Origin of the sequence: Paenarthrobacter sp. YJN-D (assembly GCF_015040335.1) — a bacterium.
Lineage (GTDB): Bacteria > Actinomycetota > Actinomycetes > Actinomycetales > Micrococcaceae > Arthrobacter > Arthrobacter nicotinovorans.
The window spans coordinates 3,602,271-3,617,626 of the sequence record NZ_CP053549.1 but is presented as its reverse complement, the minus strand read 5'-3'; the positions used below and the strand labels follow the sequence as shown (position 1 = coordinate 3,617,626).

The following is a 15,356-nucleotide window of genomic DNA, read 5'->3' as shown; positions in this document are numbered from 1 at the left end:
AGGGGGACGTTATTCGTCCCTTAGTTTGCCGGCGTGGGCGAGAACCGCCGTTGCTGTCGCCTCCGGCTCCGGCGTCGAGACGATCCAGATGCGGTTCGGCAGCAGCAAAGCTATAGCCAGAGCTGTGGTGATCAACAGGACGCCACTGGGAATCGCCGTGGCGATGATAAACAAGCAGGCCACCCCTACAACGCCTGCGATGACCTTCCGGGAGTTGCGGCCGATCCGCGCCTCAGAGATGACTGACGAGTTCGAAGCCAAAGCCGGCAATCCGCTCACTGCGGCAGGTCCGGTTCCGAAGGGGCATCCGCGGCCTTCAGGCCAGGGTGCTTGCTGAACCTTAGCCGCAGCCATCCATCCAGGTAAACCGTGGCCGCGGCCACCACAAGACCCAGAAGAAGGGATGGCAGTGGGCCCAACGTGGATAAGAGGATCATGTAGGACCCGAATCCACTGATGAAGATAAGGAGTCCTCGCCGGGTTTTGGCGCTCATTAACTTTCCCCCAATCGCTGCCCGCATCGGTGTGGACATGTGGCGAGCCTACCCGGAGCGCGCCAGGGAGCAAGTCAAATGCTGCCTACGCATGAATCCGGGAAGGCGCCACTTAGGAGGACGTTACCCGTCCCTCATTGCCTGCGTGGGCGAAGGGAACCGGCTCCGTTGCTGCAATGAGCCGGTTCAGTTGGGCCCGCACCTCTTCCGGGGTGCCGTTGGCGTCCACGACAACAAAGTCAGCGAACCCAGGGAGAGCGCGGTAAGCGTCCCGAAACGCCTGCAGTTCGGCCAGGCTTTCTTTATCGATGCCGCGTGCCATGACACGCTGGTGCGCACGGCGCGGGTCGACGTCGAAATGAACTGCCAGGTCCGGGGTGGGCAGCATCCGCAGCAGCCACGGCAGCAGTCGTCCGGGTTCCAGGCCCTTGCTTTCCCGGAGCGCAAGCTGGCAATGCAGGTGGCGATCCATGACAACCAGGCCGTCGGTCCGCCGGGCGCGTGCATGGTTGACGAGCACGGTAAAAAGGCGCACGCCTGTCTCAATGAAATCTGCCACCCGCGGCGGAAGCGGGAAACTGAACCGCTCGGCCAGCAGGGATAACTGCCTCCGGCCGGCGTGATTGCTCAGCAGCAGGGCATCCCGCCCCTCAGCGCGGGCCGACTCGACCAGGGCGCGGGCCGCCGTCGTTTTTCCTGAACCGTCAATTCCTGTCAGAACAATGAGCATGAGGCCTCCCCTCGTTTCCTGTCCAACGAAGGGGAGCGGCCTCTTGTGCCGTGAGTCGGCACACAGCTCGGCGGGGGCGTCCTGAGGGCGGTCCCGGGGGCATCTCCGCAAAACGGTAGTAAGTTTCCTGACGAACTGCTTCGCCAAAGAGGGAAGCACGCCTATCATGATGCTATGTACGTACTACTGACGGGCAAAAGATTCGTTTGGATCCTTTTCCCTGAGGGTACGTAAGAAATACGGAGATGAATTTCTCCAACCGGTGCCCGTTGGCATGGGTGGCGCTCCACACGGTGTGGAGTACCAGCGGACGCCTTCCTGAATAGACAACAGTTATTGAAAGGGATGCGTAGCTCAATGAACACACTCTTGATAATCGCCGGCGTAATCGCGATCATCCTGCTTCTTGTAGGCGGATTCAACCAAGCACTCAGTTTCCTGCTTTGGGTAGGAATTATCCTGCTGGTGCTGGCACTTATTGGTTGGGTCGTCGGCAGGGGCCGGTCGCGCGTATGACAACTGATCCAAGCGAAGTTGCCGGTTTTTCCCAGGTTCGCGACGGAACCACCACCCCTGGCCATCCCATTCCCAGGGAGCCGGGGGTGCCAGAAACCAGCGGCCCGGGAGACGCCGGTGACGCATCGTCGGGAAGTCAGGATGACTCCGTCGATGCTGGTCCCAGCGAATCTGCCAATCCACCCGGGCCGGCAGAAGAAAAGGATGAAAAGACAGCGGACAACCGCGGTCTGACAACCGAAACCAATCCCACGGATTGATCGGATCAGCGGGGCGGCGGGCGGGAGATATCCGGTCCGCCGCCACGCTCCTTTAGGGTCCCAAAACCACGGTTTGTCACTAATTGCTGAGCGTTGTCAGTTAGCGATTGGGGTAGAAATGCGAATCGGTTCAATCATCGGGCTATTGGTAGTCGTCTGGCTCGTTATAGGGGCAGTTGCCGCCGGGCAACGCGGCTACTACAGCGACCCGCCCGCCCAGTGCTCGCAAGTGGCAACCATTGCGCTGAATATCGTTGCCGGCCCACTGAATTACATGGGCATGAATCCTCAGGGTGGGTGCGAGATTCCGAAGCCGTCATGAGTAAATCTCCGCGGCTCCGAACCGTTCTCCTCACTCTTCTGGTGGCTGCTGCCGGCGTGTTGGCCGGCTGTTCGCAGCAACCCTCAGCCGACGCCCTGAAAGGGCCGGCTGATGAGGTTTCATCGGCCGTGCGGGCGGCCAGCCTTGCGGTGGATCTCAGGATTTCGGACAGTACGACGGCGGCCGCCGCTGCTACCGCTGCCGACGACATGCTGGGCGATGTGGAGTCGGCCACGAACGAGGTGCACGGACTCACGGCGCAAACCCAGGAAGAACGCGTACTTCGCAACGATGTCCTGGCTGCCTTCTCCTCCATTTCCAGGGCACTCCTGCACGCGCGGGATGCCCTTTCTTCATCGTCGAACGGTCCTGACGACGGGCAAGGGAAAGCCAGGCTTTCCACCGTGCAAGGAGAACTTCGCGTTGCCACCGAGCAACTGGACAGTCTGATGACCAAGGCCGGCATCCAGTGAAACGGCTCCTCGGTGTTGCACTCGGCATCCTGACGGCGATCGGGGGCTTTGTCGACATCGGGGACCTCGTGACGAACGCCGTGGTGGGCTCACGGTTCGGCATGTCGCTGGCATGGGTGGTGTTGGTCGGCGTCGTGGGTATCTGCCTCTTCGCCAACATGTCCGGCAGGGTGGCTGCAGTCTCCGGCAGGGCCACTTTCGAAGTCATTCGGGAGCGCCTTGGACCCCGGGCCGGATTAGCCAATCTGGGTGCGTCCTTCCTGATCAATGTCATGACGGTAACCGCCGAAATCGGCGGCATTGCCCTTGCCCTCCAACTAGCCAGCGGGGTGGCCTATATTCTCTGGGTTCCTTTTGCGCTGCTGGCCGTGTGGCTGGTGGTTTGGCGGGTGAAGTTCAGCATCATGGAGAACGTCACAGGGCTTGTGGGTTTGTCCTTGGTGGTGTTCGCCGTCGCCCTGTTCCTTCTCAAACCTGATTGGGGTGCCCTGGCCGGGCAGGCGTTTTCTCCGTCCGTTCCGGCCCAGGAAGGCGCCGGCGTGTACTGGTACTACGCCATTGCCCTGTTCGGAGCTGCGATGACGCCGTATGAGGTGTTCTTCTTTTCCTCCGGAGCAGTGGAGGAGCGCTGGAAGATCAAGGACCTGGCCCAGTCACGCCTCAACGTCCTTCTCGGCTTCCCGCTCGGCGGGTTCTTGTCCCTTGCGATCGCCGGGTGTGCCGCCGTCGTTCTTCTCCCAGCCGGAATCAGCGTCACCTCGTTGTCGCAGGTTGCGCTTCCCGTGGCGCAGGCGGGCGGCCAGCTTGCACTGGCTGTGCTGATTCTGGGGGTGGTGGCAGCGACTTTCGGGGCGGCCTTGGAGACGACGCTGTCCAGTGGCTACACGCTTGCACAGTTCTTTGGATGGTCGTGGGGAAAGTTCCGCCGCCCGGCCCAGGCGGCCCGGTTCCACGTGTCGATGATCGTGGTGTTGCTGGCCGGGGTGGCGGTGCTGGCCACGGGCGTTGATCCCATCCTCGTGACTGAATACTCCGTGGTTTTCTCGGCGATAGCGCTTCCGTTGACCTACCTGCCGATACTCATCGTGGCCAACGACCCGCAGTACATGGGCAAGCATGTCAACAACCGCGCGGTGAACATCGCCGGAGTGATCTACCTGTTCATCATCCTGGTTGCCTCCCTGGCGGCCATCCCCTTGATGATCGCCACAGGAGCCGGAGCATGAACAAGAGCAAGCCCAAACGCTTCCAACCGCAGCAGCTCCACGCTGCACCCTATCCGGCGGGCCTTGTGCTCGACGCCCAGCTGCACTTGTTGGACAGGCAGATATTGGACGTCGACGGCGTCCCTGTCACCACAGTCGACGACATCGAGCTGAGCGGGCCCGAACCCGATGAGAAGATCCCGGAGGGATCGGCGCCCCCGCAGATCACGGCTTGGCTCACCGGGCCGGTACTGGGAACCCGCATTTTCGGCGGCAGGCCGCCGTCGAGCCGTTTGATCCGTATTCCGTGGAAAGTGGTGGCGGGCGTGGACACGGTGGTGTCGCTGGGGGTCCGCGCCGACTCGATGGATGCCTCATGGGTTGAGCGGTGGCTGCGAAACCATGTCATTGCGCGGATCCCGGGAGGCAGGCATGAACCTTAGCGACGTGTTGGGCAGCGATGTAGTGGATGGGGCCGGCCAGCGGTTAGGCGAGGTGTCGGACGTCCGGTTCGCGTTGGATGCGGGAGCAGGCCAGCTCCTTAGCCCGGCCAGGCTGGTGGGCATCGTGGTAAGTCCGCGGACGGCGTCGTCGTTTCTGGGCTACGAGCGGCAGGAAATCAGTCAGCCTTGGCCTGTTGCTCAGCTGCTCCGTTGGCGGCACAAGGGGTCATTTCTGGTGCTGTGGGAGGACATCGCGGTGATGGGTCCGGAGAGGGTTGGGCTGCGGCCCGGCTTCACCGCCTACGATGCGCGGCTGACACGATAGACCATCGAAAAGGGAATTGCTAAGTTTACTGATAATTTTGGCGTAGCATGGACATGCCACTAAGCATCCTTATAGGTTCGAAGTGTTCCATCAACACGTTCGCCGCATCGGAAAGGACTAGTCATATGGACAAGCAGGACGCCACACCCGAAGAGGAAGTAGGAGGCTACGGCACTCCTACGGCAGAGCAGGAAGCCGGCGGAGGCCAGGCCCAGCCGCGCGTTGAAGAAGACATCGACGAGGCTGCATTGGGTGAGGGTACCGGTGCGCCGAACCTCAGCCACTTGAATCCGGAAGACTCGGACAGCTCCGGCGAGCCGGGCGCAGGCCGCTTTGGCGGCATCGATGAACAGTCCCACGCAGAGCAGTCATCCGTGCCGGATGACACTGAAGAACTGCCCGATGGCAGCGGAAACGACCTTCCCCAGGAAGAGTCGCCGAACGATGATGACGAAGAAAGTTTTGACGCCGGCTAAGAGCTTTGGCTGGCGCGCTTAGACTGGCGCGCCACTGGTTAAGCAGCCAGCCGGTTGGTGCGCCGCCGGAAATCCCGAATCTGGAAACAGAGACTAGATCGAAGGAGCAAGACCCATGGCAACGGTGAACAAGTCAATTGACGTGGACGTGCCCGTGTCTGTCGCCTACAACCAATGGACGCAGTTCGAATCCTTCCCGGAATTCATGAATGGCGTGGAGTCCGTGAAGCAGATCGATGACACGGCCCTGCACTTCTCCACCAACGTGGGAGGGGTCAAGCGCGAATACAACGCCCAGATCATCGAGCAGGTTCCTGACGCATTGGTGAGCTGGACAAGCGTTGACGGGCCGCGGAATTCGGGCACAGTCAGCTTCGTGCCCCTCGAGGATGACCGCACCCGGGTCAACGTGGCCATCGACTGGGAGCCTGAAGGCCTCGCCGAAAAGGCCGGATCTGCGCTTGGCGTGGACGAACTGCGGGTGGGCGCCGACCTCGACAAGTTCAAGAAGTTCATAGAAGCCCAAGGGCACGAGTCCGGCGCCTGGCGCGGAACAGTGTCTGGTGGCGATGTGGACGACGCAGGCGGAGCGCCTCTGTAAATCTTGCTGCACGCGAGGGCCGGCCGTTTCCACGGACCGGCCCTCGCGGCATACTTGGAGTAACCGTGAAGGGGAGTACCGAAAGCCATGGCAACGTCCAGCAGCGTAGAGGCAGAACAGAAATTCGACGCCCTGGAGTCCACGCCGCTTCCGATGCTGGACGCCATCGACGGCGTGGGCAGAGTCGGTGACCCGGTAAGCCACACACTGGAAGCCACTTACTTCGACACCAGCCGGCTTTCGCTCGCACGCCACGGAATCACGCTGCGGCGCCGCACCGGAGGACACGACGCCGGCTGGCACCTCAAACTGCCGCTCGGCCCCGGAAAACGAACCGAAATCCACGCTCCTTTGGGCAGCGCAGATACCGTTCCGGTGGAGCTCATGGACAGAGTGCTCGCCTATACCCGGGCGCACGCCGTCCTCGCAGTGGCCACCCTGCATACGGATCGTATGAGCTACGCCCTGTACGGAGGCCAGGGCGAGCGTTTGGCCGACTTCGTGGATGACCGGGTGCGGGCCCATGTCACGGTGGGGGACGACCGCCGGCTTGAATGGCGGGAATGGGAGGTGGAGCTGGCGGCCTCCGACGGAACCGGTGACTCCCTGTTGGCTACCTTGACCCGCCAGCTTTCCGCAGCAGGTGCGACTCCCAGCCATCGAAGCTCCAAACTGGCCACCGCCTTGGGTGGCTTGGGTGGCGAATTGCCCATGGCTGGGAAAGCTGACCGGAAGCCAGACGCCGCAAAGGGCGCCGGTAAGAAAAGGGCAGCGGACGCCGTGCTCAGCTATTTGCAGCGGCAGCTCGCCGGCCTGCTTCTCCAGGACGCCCACGTGCGGCTGGGCCGTGACGATTCCGTACATCAAATGCGGGCGTTCACCCGACGGATACGCTCGGTCCTGCACAGTTACCGTCCGCTCTTTGCCCCCGGGCCCGTCAATGACCTGGAACGCGGGCTGAAATCCTTGGCGGAGACCCTGGGCCGGTACCGCGACACCGAAGTCCTGCATGAGCGCCTGCGGGATGCCCTTGATGAGCTGCCGGAAAACCTGGTCCTGGGCCCGCTCCACGATGAGCTGGACCAGCGGATGATGATCAGGGCCGATACTGCACTGGCCGCCATCCGGACGCGTCTGACCAGCCCGGGGTACTTCCGTCTCCTCGACGACCTTGAGGCGTTCATCGAAGCGCCGCCCCTGACGGAAAAAGGGCGCGCACCGGCAAGGAAGACCACCGCGAAGCTCGTCAACAAAGCCGTGAAGCGGCTCCGCAAGCGCCACGACGCGGCGGTATCGGCCGCCGTCGGGCAATCACGCGACGAAGCCCTGCACCGCGTGCGGAAGTCCGCCAAGAAGCTGCGTTTCGCGGCGGCGGCCGCAGAGAGCGTCCACGGCAAGCGCGCAGCGAAGCTTGGCAAGGCTGCGCACAAAGTCCAATCGGTTCTGGGTACCCACCAGGACAGCGTGTTGGCCCGCAGAGAATTGCTGGACCTTGGTTCAGCGCCCGGGACGGCCAGCGCGGCCTTCACCTATGGGGTGCTGCATGCAAGGGAATCCGCCGTTTCAGACGCAACGGAGCGCAAGTACCTTAAGGGCAGCGCCAAGACCTTGAAGCTGCGCCTTAAGAAGTAGGTTCCGGGTTGCCGGCCGGTGTGGCCCGGGCACGCTCCGCGTCGTGCAGCCGGCGCGACGCAGCCACGGCGTCCATGTTGTCCTCAGCCCATTCCTTCATGTCGAAAATAATCGGCAGTAGTGAGCGGCCACGGTCCGTGAGCCAGTAGTCGGTCCGAACGGGGACGGACGGCGTGACTTCCCTGTGGATCAGGCCATCGCGCTCCAAAGAACGCAGCGTGGATGTCAGCATTTTCTGGCTGGCCCCCGGAATGTGCCTGCGTAACCCGCTGTGGCGTTGCGGTCCCTCTTCCAGCGCCAGCATCACCAAAGTCACCCATTTGCTGCTGATCGCTTCGAGCAATTGCCGGGCCGGGCAGTTCTCCAGGGAGGCGTTGTACTGGTGCCGGGCTTTCTGACGGGTCTGCTCAGCCGTGAGTGTCATACCCCAAATCATTGCAGGCACTTCGACGTGCCTTGGGCACAAAAAAGTGCGTTCTTACGCTGTGCCGGGGAGCCGGGCGAGGATCAGTAAGGGGTCGGAACGTCCCCCGTTTGAAAGGAAAACCATGCCCTCCATCCTCCATATCAACGCCTCTCCCCGTTACGGCAGCAGCGATTCGCTGGGACTCGCCCGTCACTTCATCGATTCGGTCCAGTCTGCGGCTCCGGAGACTTTTGAACTGGAGACACTGAACCTGTTCGACGACGATGCACTGCCGGCTTTCGGTCGGGTCGCCGCCTCCGCGAAAATGGCGGTCTTCATGGGCCAGGAACAAACGCCGGAGCAGATGGCAGCGTGGGAAGCGGCACGGTCGGTCTTTGACCAGTTCGCGGCGGCGGATGCCTACGTGTTCAACATTCCCATGTGGAATTCGGGGATTCCCTACGCCTTGAAGCAGTGGATCGACATCGTCACCCAGCCCGGTTGGAGTTTCGGTTTCCACCCGGAGCATGGGTACACCGGTCTCATGGAAGGGAAGCTGGCGATGGCCATCCACACCAGCGGTGTCTACGCCCCAGGGGTCCCGGCAATGTTCGGTGCCGACTTCAGCAGCACGTATTTTGCCGATTGGCTGAACTTCGTGGGGATCCAGGACGCCGCCCACATCCGATTTGCCCCTACGGTCCTGAACACGGACGTGGACGGCAGCCGCCACCTCGCGGAAAGGGAATTGAGCGACGCAGCACTGTTGTTCGCAGGGAACCTCGATGCCGTTCGGGCCTCGGAACTGATCAGCAAGTGAGGTGAACCGGGGGCGTTGTCCGGGTTGCCTCCACAACGCCCCGGTTCCCTCTAGTTGCCCACAGCAACCAGACGTAAACTGGCCTTCGGTTTCACTTCGAAAGCTCGGAGACAGCATGCTCTGGAAGGTACTGGTTCGCTTCCTGCGGCCGCATCAGCGGTTGCTGGTGGGCGTCGTCATTTTTCAGTTGGCGCAGTCGATTGCGTCCTTGTACCTGCCGACGCTCAATGCCGACATCATCGATCACGGCGTAGCCACCGGGGATACCGACTACATCCTCCGCATGGGCGGGCTCATGCTGCTGATCACTCTCCTGCAGATCGCGTGCGCCGTGGTTGCGGTCTACTTCGGGGCGAAGGCTGCGATGGGCATGGGCCGCGACGTGCGTGACGCGATCTTCAGCCGGGTGGGGGAGTTTTCCGAACAGGAAGTCACCAGGTTCGGTGCTCCTTCCCTGATCACCCGGTCCACCAACGACGTCCAGCAGGTCCAACAGCTGGTTCTGATGTCCTGCACGCTCATGGTCGCGGCGCCGATGCTGAGCATTGGCGGCGTGATCATGGCCGTGCGCCAGGACGCGCAATTGTCCTGGCTGATTGCCGTGTGCGTGCCCGTGCTGTTGGTTGCCGTCGGGCTGATCGTGACACGGATGGTTCCCCTGTTCCGCAAGATGCAGGTGCGGATCGACGCCGTGAACCGGGTCCTGCGCGAGCAACTCACCGGCATCCGCGTCGTGCGGGCTTTCGTGCGGGAGGACATGGAAATCAGCCGGTTCGCCAAAGCGAACGACGACGTCACCGACGTCGCGCTGCGGGCCGGCCGTTTGATGGCGCTCATGTTCCCTGTGGTCATGCTGGTCATGAACGTATCCAGCGTGGCAGTGATCTGGTTCGGGTCCTTCCGGATCGAGGACGGCTCCATGCAAGTGGGCACCCTGATCGCATTCCTGAGCTACCTCATGCAGATCCTCATGTCGGTCATGATGGCCACGTTCATGGCCGTGATGATCCCGCGCGCGTCGGTTTCTGCCGACCGCATCGGGGAGGTGCTGGATACCGACTCCAGTGTCCGGCCGCCGTCGAACCCTGTCACCGGCGGCATCCGCCGCGGCGAGTTGGAAATGCGCGACGTCGGATTCGCCTACCCGGGTGCCGAGCGGCCCGTGCTGAGTGGCCTGACTTTCACGGCCCGCGCAGGGCAGACCACCGCGATCATCGGCAGCACCGGAGCCGGCAAGACCACGCTGGTCAACCTCATGCCCCGGTTGTTCGACGCCACAACGGGCTCCGTCCGGATGGACGGTGTGGACGTCCGCGACCTCCACCCGGACCTGCTGTGGGGGCACATCGGATTGGTGCCGCAGCGGCCGTACCTGTTCTCCGGCACGGTCCGCAGCAACCTGCAATACGGCAAGCCGGACGCCACCGAGGACGAACTGTGGCAAGCGCTGCGCGTGGCCCAGGCTGACGACTTCGTACGCGGCATGGACGGGGGCCTGGATGCGGCCATCTCCCAGGGTGGGACCAACGTTTCGGGCGGGCAGCGTCAAAGGCTCGCCATTGCGCGGGCCCTGGTGAAGCAGCCGGAGCTCTACATTTTTGATGACTCCTTCTCCTCATTGGATACCGCCACCGACGCGCGGCTCCGGCAGGCCCTCAAGCGCCATACCAACGGCGCCACCTTGGTGATCATCGCCCAGCGTGTGTCCAGCATCGCCGACGCAGACCGGATCCTGGTGCTCGACGACGGCAGGATCGTCGGCCAGGGGACGCACGAAGAATTGTTGGAGACATCCGAAACGTACCGCGAAATCGTCTCGTCCCAGCTGGCAGCGGAGGAGGCAGCATGAGCACGTCCACCGCTCCAGCCGGCGGCCGCGGACCCCAGCGCCCCGCAATGGGCCCGGGAAGGGGAGGCCCTTTCGCCGGAATGAACATTCCGGCAGAGAAAGCGTCGAACTTCAAGGCTTCGGCCCGCAGACTCCTGGGAACCCTGCATCCGGAACGGCTCTGGCTGGCCCTGGTGCTGGTCTTCGCCGTGGCCAGCGTTGCGCTGTCCGTGATCGGTCCCCGCTTGCTGGGCGAAGGGACCAACCTGATCTTCGCCGGCATCGTGTCCAAGCAACTGCCCGCCGGGGTGTCCAAAGAGCAGGTCATCGCGGGCCTGCGGGCCTCAGGTGAGAACAGCAAAGCCGACATGCTGGGCGCCATGACCCTCACACCCGGCGTCGGAATCGACTTTGGTGCGTTGTCCTCCGTACTGCTGTGGGCACTGGCCCTGTACGTCCTTGCCTCAGCGTTCGGCTGGATGCAGGCCTACGTGCTCAACGGCGTCGTGCAGCGGACGGTGTACCGCCTCCGCCAACGCATTGAAGCAAAAATCCACCGCCTGCCCCTGCGCTACTTCGACTCCATCCAGCGCGGCGAACTGCTGAGCCGGGTAACCAACGATGTTGACAACATCTCCCAAAGTTTGCAGCAATCGATCAGCCAGGTGGTCTCGTCCCTGCTGACTGTGCTGGGCGTGCTGGTCATGATGTTCCTGCTCTCGCCCTTGCTGGCGCTGATCGCACTGGTGACCATTCCCCTGACGCTCGGCACGACGCTCCTCATTGCAAAGCGCTCGCAGAAGCTGTTCGTTGCCCAGTGGAAGAACACCGGTGAGCTCAACGGCCAGATTGAGGAAACCTACACCGGGCATGCCCTGGTGAAGGTGTTCGGGCGGCAGAACGAGGTCCAGGAGAAGTTCCGCGCCAAGAATGGTGAGCTGTTCCAGGCCAGCTTCGGAGCGCAGTTCGTCAGCGGTCTGATCATGCCGGCCATGACGTTCATCGGAAACCTGGTGTACGTGGGCATTGCCGTGGTTGGCGGCCTGCAGGTGGCTTCCGGTTCCATGCAATTGGGTGATGTGCAGGCGTTCATCCAGTACTCACGGCAATTCACCATGCCCCTGGCGCAGCTCGGATCCATGGCGAACATGCTGCAATCCGGCGTTGCCTCCGCCGAGCGTGTGTTCGATCTCCTGGACGAGGACGAAGAGTCGCCCGAACCTGCTCCTTCGGGCGCTTCGGCCGGGCGCGGTCGCCTGGTGTTCGAGAACGTCTCTTTCCGCTACTCCCCGGACAAGCCCCTGATCACGGACCTCAGCCTGGTGGCAGAACCCGGCCAGAGCATCGCCATCGTCGGGCCTACGGGGGCGGGCAAAACCACCCTGGTGAACCTGATGATGCGCTTCTACGAGCTGGACTCGGGGCGGATAACGCTCGACGGCGTCGACATTGCCTCCATCTCGCGGCAGGAGTTGCGCTCGCGGATGGGCATGGTCCTCCAGGACACGTGGCTGTTCGGCGGCACCATCCTGGACAACATCGCCTATGGCCGGCCCACGGCTTCTGAAGCCGAGATCGTCGAAGCGGCGCAGGCAACGTATGTGGACAGGTTCGTCCGGTCCCTCCCCGAGGGCTACGACACCGTTCTCGACGACGAAGGCGGCAACGTCTCGGCCGGCGAGAAGCAATTGCTGACCATCGCCAGGGCCTTCCTGTCCCGGCCATCGGTGCTGATCCTGGACGAAGCCACGAGCAGCGTCGACACCCGTACCGAGGTGCTGGTGCAGAAAGCCATGAATGCCCTCCGCTCGGACCGGACCAGCTTCGTCATTGCCCACCGGCTCTCCACCATCCGCGACGCCGACCTGATCCTGGTGATGGAGGACGGGCAGATCGTGGAGCAGGGCACGCACTCGGAGCTGCTCTCTGCCGGTGGGGCCTACTCCCGGTTGTACGAGGCCCAGTTTGCGGCGCCGGCGTCGGAGGAAGTTTGAGCTTTCCGGTTGCGGGGCAGGTGGCTTCCTGACCCACTTATGGGTGGCTTCCTGACCCACTTTGGATGCGGAAACGCCATATTTCAACGCTATTTGGTTGTTTTCGGATCACGCTGCGGCCAAAGAAGGTCGGGAAGCGCACGTGCCTGCTAAGGCAGCCTCGAAGGCCGGAGCACGTTTGCGTCGCCCGCCTTGCCCGGGTCGAGCGGCACCGGGCTGGTCAGGACAGCCGGCCCACGATGCAGCACTCCGCCGGAAACAACCTGGCACCGCACGCCGCCGCGCCCGCGCATCGCCTTGTGGGCACCCGGGGCGAGCATCTGGTCCATCCAGGCGCAAGGATGGGCTGGTCTGCCGGCCTTCAGCGTCACCACATCTCCGCCGGATTCCAGCGTGAACCCGTGGCCGAGCAATGGAGCCAGTTCCACCCCCCGCAGCACGACGTTCCGGCGCGTCAGCAGCGGATCGAAAGGCCCGGCGTCGAGTTCGGCAGCAATGGCTTCCAGTGCCTCAACGGCGAACACCGTCACTGCGGCGTCCATGTGGGCGGCCTTGCCGAAGAACCTGTCCCCAACAATCCCCTTGCCGGCAACCAACTCAGCGTGGTCGGCGTCGGCAGTTGGAACGTCCGCGGCGCCTTCGCGCGCACGGCCAAAGTAGGCGTGCGCCGGCGACACCAAAAGGTGCAGCACTTCGACGTCGTACCTGTAATCAGTCATGCTTCAACGCTAGCCCCTGTCCGTGTGGAGCGCAGGGGCATTGTTCCGCGGTGTAAAGCGTGCTTTACTTTGCCTATGAGTAAAGCGTCCTTTACATCCCGGCGGGTCCCGGCCCAGCACTATGTCTTGGCCGTCATCCTCGGCGCCATCCTGACAATCACGGTTGCGGTGGTGGTGGGAGCAACCAACCCGGATGATTTCTGGCCCGCCGCAGGGATCGGGGCGCTATGCTCCGGGTACCCTGCGATGTCCCTCGGAGTGCGGGTTTTCGTCTCCCATAACACCGTCACCCGCGATCCGAACGGGGAACAAAGCGTGGAGCTGCAATGGATGCGCCAGGCCGGGGCCGGGGCCTTCATTGACGTGCTGGTCGCGACGATTGTTGCTTCGCTGGTGTTGGCCATCGGCCGTTTCCAGGTTGATGCGGTCCCACTGCTTCTGGGGCTCGTTGGCCTCAGTACGCTGGATGCCGGCCTCCGTTACGTGGCCATCCGCCACCGTGCTCTGAAGTGAAGAACAACCTTGCCGAGCGCCGAGCCGGCCGCAACTGGACCCAGGCGGATCTGGCCGCCGCGCTCGGAGTGTCCCGGCAGACCGTCATCTCCATCGAGCGAGAGAAGTTCGACCCGTCATTGCCCTTGGCGTTCCTCATTGCGCGGACCTTTGGCTGCGCCATCGAGGACGTCTTCACCGCGGAGTGACACCACGGTAAAGATAAAGTGGCACCGTGAACTTTGCTGAAGCAGCCGACGGCGTCGAACTCGCCTGGACATCGGAGGGCGAAGGCGAACCCATGCTGCTTATCGCCGGGCAGGCCACGTCCATGGACGGTTGGGGCCCGACGGCGGAGCTTCTGTCGCGCTATTACCGCGTCATCCGCTTTGATCACCGCGGGATTGGCCACAGTGGGAGGGGTGACGCTGAGCGGTACACCACTCGACGTCTCGCCAACGATGCTGCGGCCGTGCTCAGCGCGGCCGGGGCGGAGTCAGCGCACGTGTACGGCCATTCAATGGGCGGACGCATAGGCCAGTGGCTGGCCATCGATGAGCCGCAAAGGGTTCGTACCCTGATCCTGGCGGCAACGAGTGGCGGGAGAATGCCGGACAGCGCAGCCGAGCCGGACAAAGCCGCCGAGCCGGACAAAGCCGCCCTTGACGCCCTGGTCAGTGGCGACCTTGCCCGTCTGGGGCCGCTCTTTTTCGACTCTGAGTGGGCCAGGAACAACCCCGAGGCGACACGTACTTTCTTCAATTCCCGCGCGTCGGCGTGGGCCAAGGCGCGTCATTTCAGGGCCAGCCGCGAGCACGATGCCTGGAGCGAACTGGGTGCGATTACGGCTCCCACCTTGATACTCCATGGCACCGAAGACAGACTGACTCCCTTGCCCAATGCGCTGCTGCTACGCGGGCACATAGCCCGTTCGGTCCTTGTCCGCGTACCGGGTGCGGGACACGGGCTGCACCTGGATCACCCCGGGACCGTCGAGTGGATCCGGCAGTTCATCGCGCGCAGGAGCGGCTAGCTAATACTGCGGGCCGGCCTGGGACGATTCCCCGGCGAGCCGTTGTACCAGCGCGTCCACGATTGGCAGTTGCCCTTTGACGAGCTTGGTCCGGGCCACGGCTTCCTCAAGCCATTGGGCGTCGTCGATTTCGGGAAAGTCCTTGATGGTGCCAGAGCCTTTGGGCCATTCCATGGGGAATGTGTTGCTGACAATCTCTTCGGGCTGAAAACCACTGGCTTCCGCGATGAACGCCGTGATCAGTTTGCCCGGGGGCTGCCGGAATGTACCCAACAGAACGTAGTCCGCAGATGGCGGCGGAGTGCCGATTTCTTCAGTGAATTCCCTTCGTGCGGCAACCAAAGCGTCTTCGTCGTCGGAGAATTCGCCCTTGGGAATTGACCACGCGTGCTGATCTTTCCGCGCCCAAAAGGGCCCACCCATGTGGGCTATCCAAAGCTCCAATTGTCCGGCGGTATTTCGCCGGTAAAGGAGGATTCCTGCGCTGCGGATAGTGATGTCGCCTCCCGGGGTAAAGGTGCTGCACACATTTGTTGGAACACCTCAAGGCTACGCCGCCAAGCGCGGCCGTTATCCAATCGATGTTA

21 protein-coding genes are annotated in these 15,356 nt (G+C 62.9%); 15 read left to right on the top strand and 6 right to left on the bottom strand.

Features of this window, described 5'->3' with window-relative positions:
* Window positions 1-9: 9 nt before the first annotated feature.
* From HMI60_RS16705 to HMI60_RS16695, 3 genes are all read right to left on the bottom strand, one after another.
* On the bottom strand, window positions 10-279 hold the full coding sequence (locus tag HMI60_RS16705) for a hypothetical protein (RefSeq protein ID WP_227453573.1): 270 nt from the start codon (window positions 277-279) through the stop codon (window positions 10-12).
* Window positions 276-494, bottom strand: coding sequence for a hypothetical protein (locus HMI60_RS16700; RefSeq protein ID WP_156524776.1), 219 nt, complete (start codon window positions 492-494; stop codon window positions 276-278). The genes HMI60_RS16705 and HMI60_RS16700 overlap by 4 nt, the downstream gene beginning before the upstream one ends.
* A gap of 112 nt (window positions 495-606) precedes the next feature.
* On the bottom strand, window positions 607-1,224 hold the full coding sequence (locus tag HMI60_RS16695; RefSeq protein WP_193590022.1) for a dTMP kinase: 618 nt from the start codon (window positions 1,222-1,224) through the stop codon (window positions 607-609).
* 357 nt (window positions 1,225-1,581) lie between these two features.
* Here HMI60_RS16695 and HMI60_RS16690 point away from each other — a divergent pair, with 357 nt between their 5' ends.
* The 9 genes from HMI60_RS16690 to HMI60_RS16650 all read left to right on the top strand — a co-directional run bounded on the left by HMI60_RS16690 (window position 1,582) and on the right by HMI60_RS16650 (window position 7,477).
* A complete protein-coding gene (locus tag HMI60_RS16690) occupies window positions 1,582-1,740 on the top strand; it encodes a hypothetical protein (protein ID WP_018778776.1) in 159 nt (52 codons plus the stop codon).
* 86 nt (window positions 1,741-1,826) lie between these two features.
* Window positions 1,827-2,000, top strand: coding sequence for a hypothetical protein (locus HMI60_RS16685; protein ID WP_156369765.1), 174 nt, complete (start codon window positions 1,827-1,829; stop codon window positions 1,998-2,000).
* A 318-nt stretch (window positions 2,001-2,318) separates the two neighbouring features.
* Complete coding sequence (locus HMI60_RS16680; RefSeq protein WP_018778778.1) at window positions 2,319-2,795, top strand: hypothetical protein; 477 nt, start codon at window positions 2,319-2,321, stop codon at window positions 2,793-2,795.
* A complete protein-coding gene (locus tag HMI60_RS16675) occupies window positions 2,792-4,021 on the top strand; it encodes an NRAMP family divalent metal transporter (RefSeq protein ID WP_039242931.1) in 1,230 nt (409 codons plus the stop codon). The genes HMI60_RS16680 and HMI60_RS16675 overlap by 4 nt, the downstream gene beginning before the upstream one ends.
* The gene (locus HMI60_RS16670) at window positions 4,018-4,443 is read left to right on the top strand and encodes a hypothetical protein (RefSeq protein WP_193590021.1); all 426 of its coding nucleotides are present in this window, start codon (window positions 4,018-4,020) and stop codon (window positions 4,441-4,443) included. The genes HMI60_RS16675 and HMI60_RS16670 overlap by 4 nt, the downstream gene beginning before the upstream one ends.
* Entirely contained in the window at window positions 4,433-4,768 is a 336-nt protein-coding gene (locus HMI60_RS16665) for a PRC-barrel domain-containing protein (protein ID WP_079582101.1), read from the top strand. Before HMI60_RS16670 ends, HMI60_RS16665 begins: the two co-directional genes overlap by 11 nt.
* A gap of 125 nt (window positions 4,769-4,893) precedes the next feature.
* The gene (locus tag HMI60_RS16660) at window positions 4,894-5,244 is read left to right on the top strand and encodes a hypothetical protein (protein ID WP_018778782.1); all 351 of its coding nucleotides are present in this window, start codon (window positions 4,894-4,896) and stop codon (window positions 5,242-5,244) included.
* Window positions 5,245-5,359: 115 nt separating this feature from the next.
* Window positions 5,360-5,845: an SRPBCC family protein gene (locus HMI60_RS16655; protein WP_079582099.1), complete on the top strand. Its 486-nt coding sequence runs from the start codon at window positions 5,360-5,362 to the stop codon at window positions 5,843-5,845.
* Between the two features lie 87 nt (window positions 5,846-5,932).
* A complete protein-coding gene (locus HMI60_RS16650) occupies window positions 5,933-7,477 on the top strand; it encodes a CYTH and CHAD domain-containing protein (RefSeq protein WP_193590020.1) in 1,545 nt (514 codons plus the stop codon).
* Here the strand turns inward: HMI60_RS16650 and HMI60_RS16645 are convergent.
* The gene (locus HMI60_RS16645; RefSeq protein ID WP_018778785.1) at window positions 7,467-7,901 is read right to left on the bottom strand and encodes a helix-turn-helix domain-containing protein; all 435 of its coding nucleotides are present in this window, start codon (window positions 7,899-7,901) and stop codon (window positions 7,467-7,469) included. The two genes, HMI60_RS16650 and HMI60_RS16645, sit on opposite strands and share 11 nt — an antisense overlap.
* Before the next feature lie 124 nt (window positions 7,902-8,025).
* Between HMI60_RS16645 and HMI60_RS16640 the strand changes: the two genes are divergently transcribed.
* The 3 genes from HMI60_RS16640 (at window position 8,026) to HMI60_RS16630 (ending at window position 12,525) form a co-directional block, all read left to right on the top strand.
* The gene (locus tag HMI60_RS16640) at window positions 8,026-8,703 is read left to right on the top strand and encodes an FMN-dependent NADH-azoreductase (RefSeq protein ID WP_018778786.1); all 678 of its coding nucleotides are present in this window, start codon (window positions 8,026-8,028) and stop codon (window positions 8,701-8,703) included.
* 115 nt (window positions 8,704-8,818) lie between these two features.
* Window positions 8,819-10,552 carry an ABC transporter ATP-binding protein gene (locus tag HMI60_RS16635; protein ID WP_039242924.1) on the top strand — a complete coding sequence of 578 codons (1,734 nt, stop codon included), beginning with the start codon at window positions 8,819-8,821 and terminating at the stop codon, window positions 10,550-10,552.
* Entirely contained in the window at window positions 10,549-12,525 is a 1,977-nt protein-coding gene (locus HMI60_RS16630; RefSeq protein ID WP_079582095.1) for an ABC transporter ATP-binding protein, read from the top strand. The genes HMI60_RS16635 and HMI60_RS16630 overlap by 4 nt, the downstream gene beginning before the upstream one ends.
* A 149-nt stretch (window positions 12,526-12,674) precedes the next feature.
* On the opposite strand, the gene HMI60_RS16625 is transcribed toward HMI60_RS16630, so the two are convergent.
* The gene (locus HMI60_RS16625; protein ID WP_193590019.1) at window positions 12,675-13,244 is read right to left on the bottom strand and encodes an MOSC domain-containing protein; all 570 of its coding nucleotides are present in this window, start codon (window positions 13,242-13,244) and stop codon (window positions 12,675-12,677) included.
* A 75-nt stretch (window positions 13,245-13,319) separates the two neighbouring features.
* Between HMI60_RS16625 and HMI60_RS16620 the strand changes: the two genes are divergently transcribed.
* The 3 genes from HMI60_RS16620 to HMI60_RS16610 are packed head-to-tail and all read left to right on the top strand — an operon-like array spanning window position 13,320 to window position 14,769.
* Window positions 13,320-13,757 carry a hypothetical protein gene (locus tag HMI60_RS16620; protein ID WP_079582094.1) on the top strand — a complete coding sequence of 146 codons (438 nt, stop codon included), beginning with the start codon at window positions 13,320-13,322 and terminating at the stop codon, window positions 13,755-13,757.
* Entirely contained in the window at window positions 13,754-13,945 is a 192-nt protein-coding gene (locus HMI60_RS16615) for a helix-turn-helix transcriptional regulator (protein ID WP_018778791.1), read from the top strand. The genes HMI60_RS16620 and HMI60_RS16615 overlap by 4 nt, the downstream gene beginning before the upstream one ends.
* Window positions 13,946-13,971: 26 nt before the next feature.
* Window positions 13,972-14,769: an alpha/beta fold hydrolase gene (locus tag HMI60_RS16610; RefSeq protein WP_193590018.1), complete on the top strand. Its 798-nt coding sequence runs from the start codon at window positions 13,972-13,974 to the stop codon at window positions 14,767-14,769.
* Here HMI60_RS16610 and HMI60_RS16605 read toward each other — a convergent pair whose 3' ends face one another.
* On the bottom strand, window positions 14,770-15,267 hold the full coding sequence (locus tag HMI60_RS16605) for an NUDIX domain-containing protein (protein WP_193591208.1): 498 nt from the start codon (window positions 15,265-15,267) through the stop codon (window positions 14,770-14,772).
* Window positions 15,268-15,356 lie beyond the last annotated feature (89 nt).

Coding starts and splice junctions, on each gene's coding strand:
- HMI60_RS16625 (WP_193590019.1), bottom strand. CDS start 13,244: ATGACTGATTACAGGTACGACGTCGAAGTGCTGCACCTTTTGGTGTCG.
- HMI60_RS16680 (WP_018778778.1), top strand. CDS start 2,319: ATGAGTAAATCTCCGCGGCTCCGAACCGTTCTCCTCACTCTTCTGGTG.
- HMI60_RS16665 (WP_079582101.1), top strand. CDS start 4,433: ATGAACCTTAGCGACGTGTTGGGCAGCGATGTAGTGGATGGGGCCGGC.
- HMI60_RS16655 (WP_079582099.1), top strand. CDS start 5,360: ATGGCAACGGTGAACAAGTCAATTGACGTGGACGTGCCCGTGTCTGTC.
- HMI60_RS16695 (WP_193590022.1), bottom strand. CDS start 1,224: ATGCTCATTGTTCTGACAGGAATTGACGGTTCAGGAAAAACGACGGCG.
- HMI60_RS16700 (WP_156524776.1), bottom strand. CDS start 494: ATGAGCGCCAAAACCCGGCGAGGACTCCTTATCTTCATCAGTGGATTC.
- HMI60_RS16640 (WP_018778786.1), top strand. CDS start 8,026: ATGCCCTCCATCCTCCATATCAACGCCTCTCCCCGTTACGGCAGCAGC.
- HMI60_RS16650 (WP_193590020.1), top strand. CDS start 5,933: ATGGCAACGTCCAGCAGCGTAGAGGCAGAACAGAAATTCGACGCCCTG.
- HMI60_RS16620 (WP_079582094.1), top strand. CDS start 13,320: ATGAGTAAAGCGTCCTTTACATCCCGGCGGGTCCCGGCCCAGCACTAT.
- HMI60_RS16635 (WP_039242924.1), top strand. CDS start 8,819: ATGCTCTGGAAGGTACTGGTTCGCTTCCTGCGGCCGCATCAGCGGTTG.
- HMI60_RS16670 (WP_193590021.1), top strand. CDS start 4,018: ATGAACAAGAGCAAGCCCAAACGCTTCCAACCGCAGCAGCTCCACGCT.
- HMI60_RS16630 (WP_079582095.1), top strand. CDS start 10,549: ATGAGCACGTCCACCGCTCCAGCCGGCGGCCGCGGACCCCAGCGCCCC.
- HMI60_RS16660 (WP_018778782.1), top strand. CDS start 4,894: ATGGACAAGCAGGACGCCACACCCGAAGAGGAAGTAGGAGGCTACGGC.
- HMI60_RS16690 (WP_018778776.1), top strand. CDS start 1,582: ATGAACACACTCTTGATAATCGCCGGCGTAATCGCGATCATCCTGCTT.
- HMI60_RS16645 (WP_018778785.1), bottom strand. CDS start 7,901: ATGACACTCACGGCTGAGCAGACCCGTCAGAAAGCCCGGCACCAGTAC.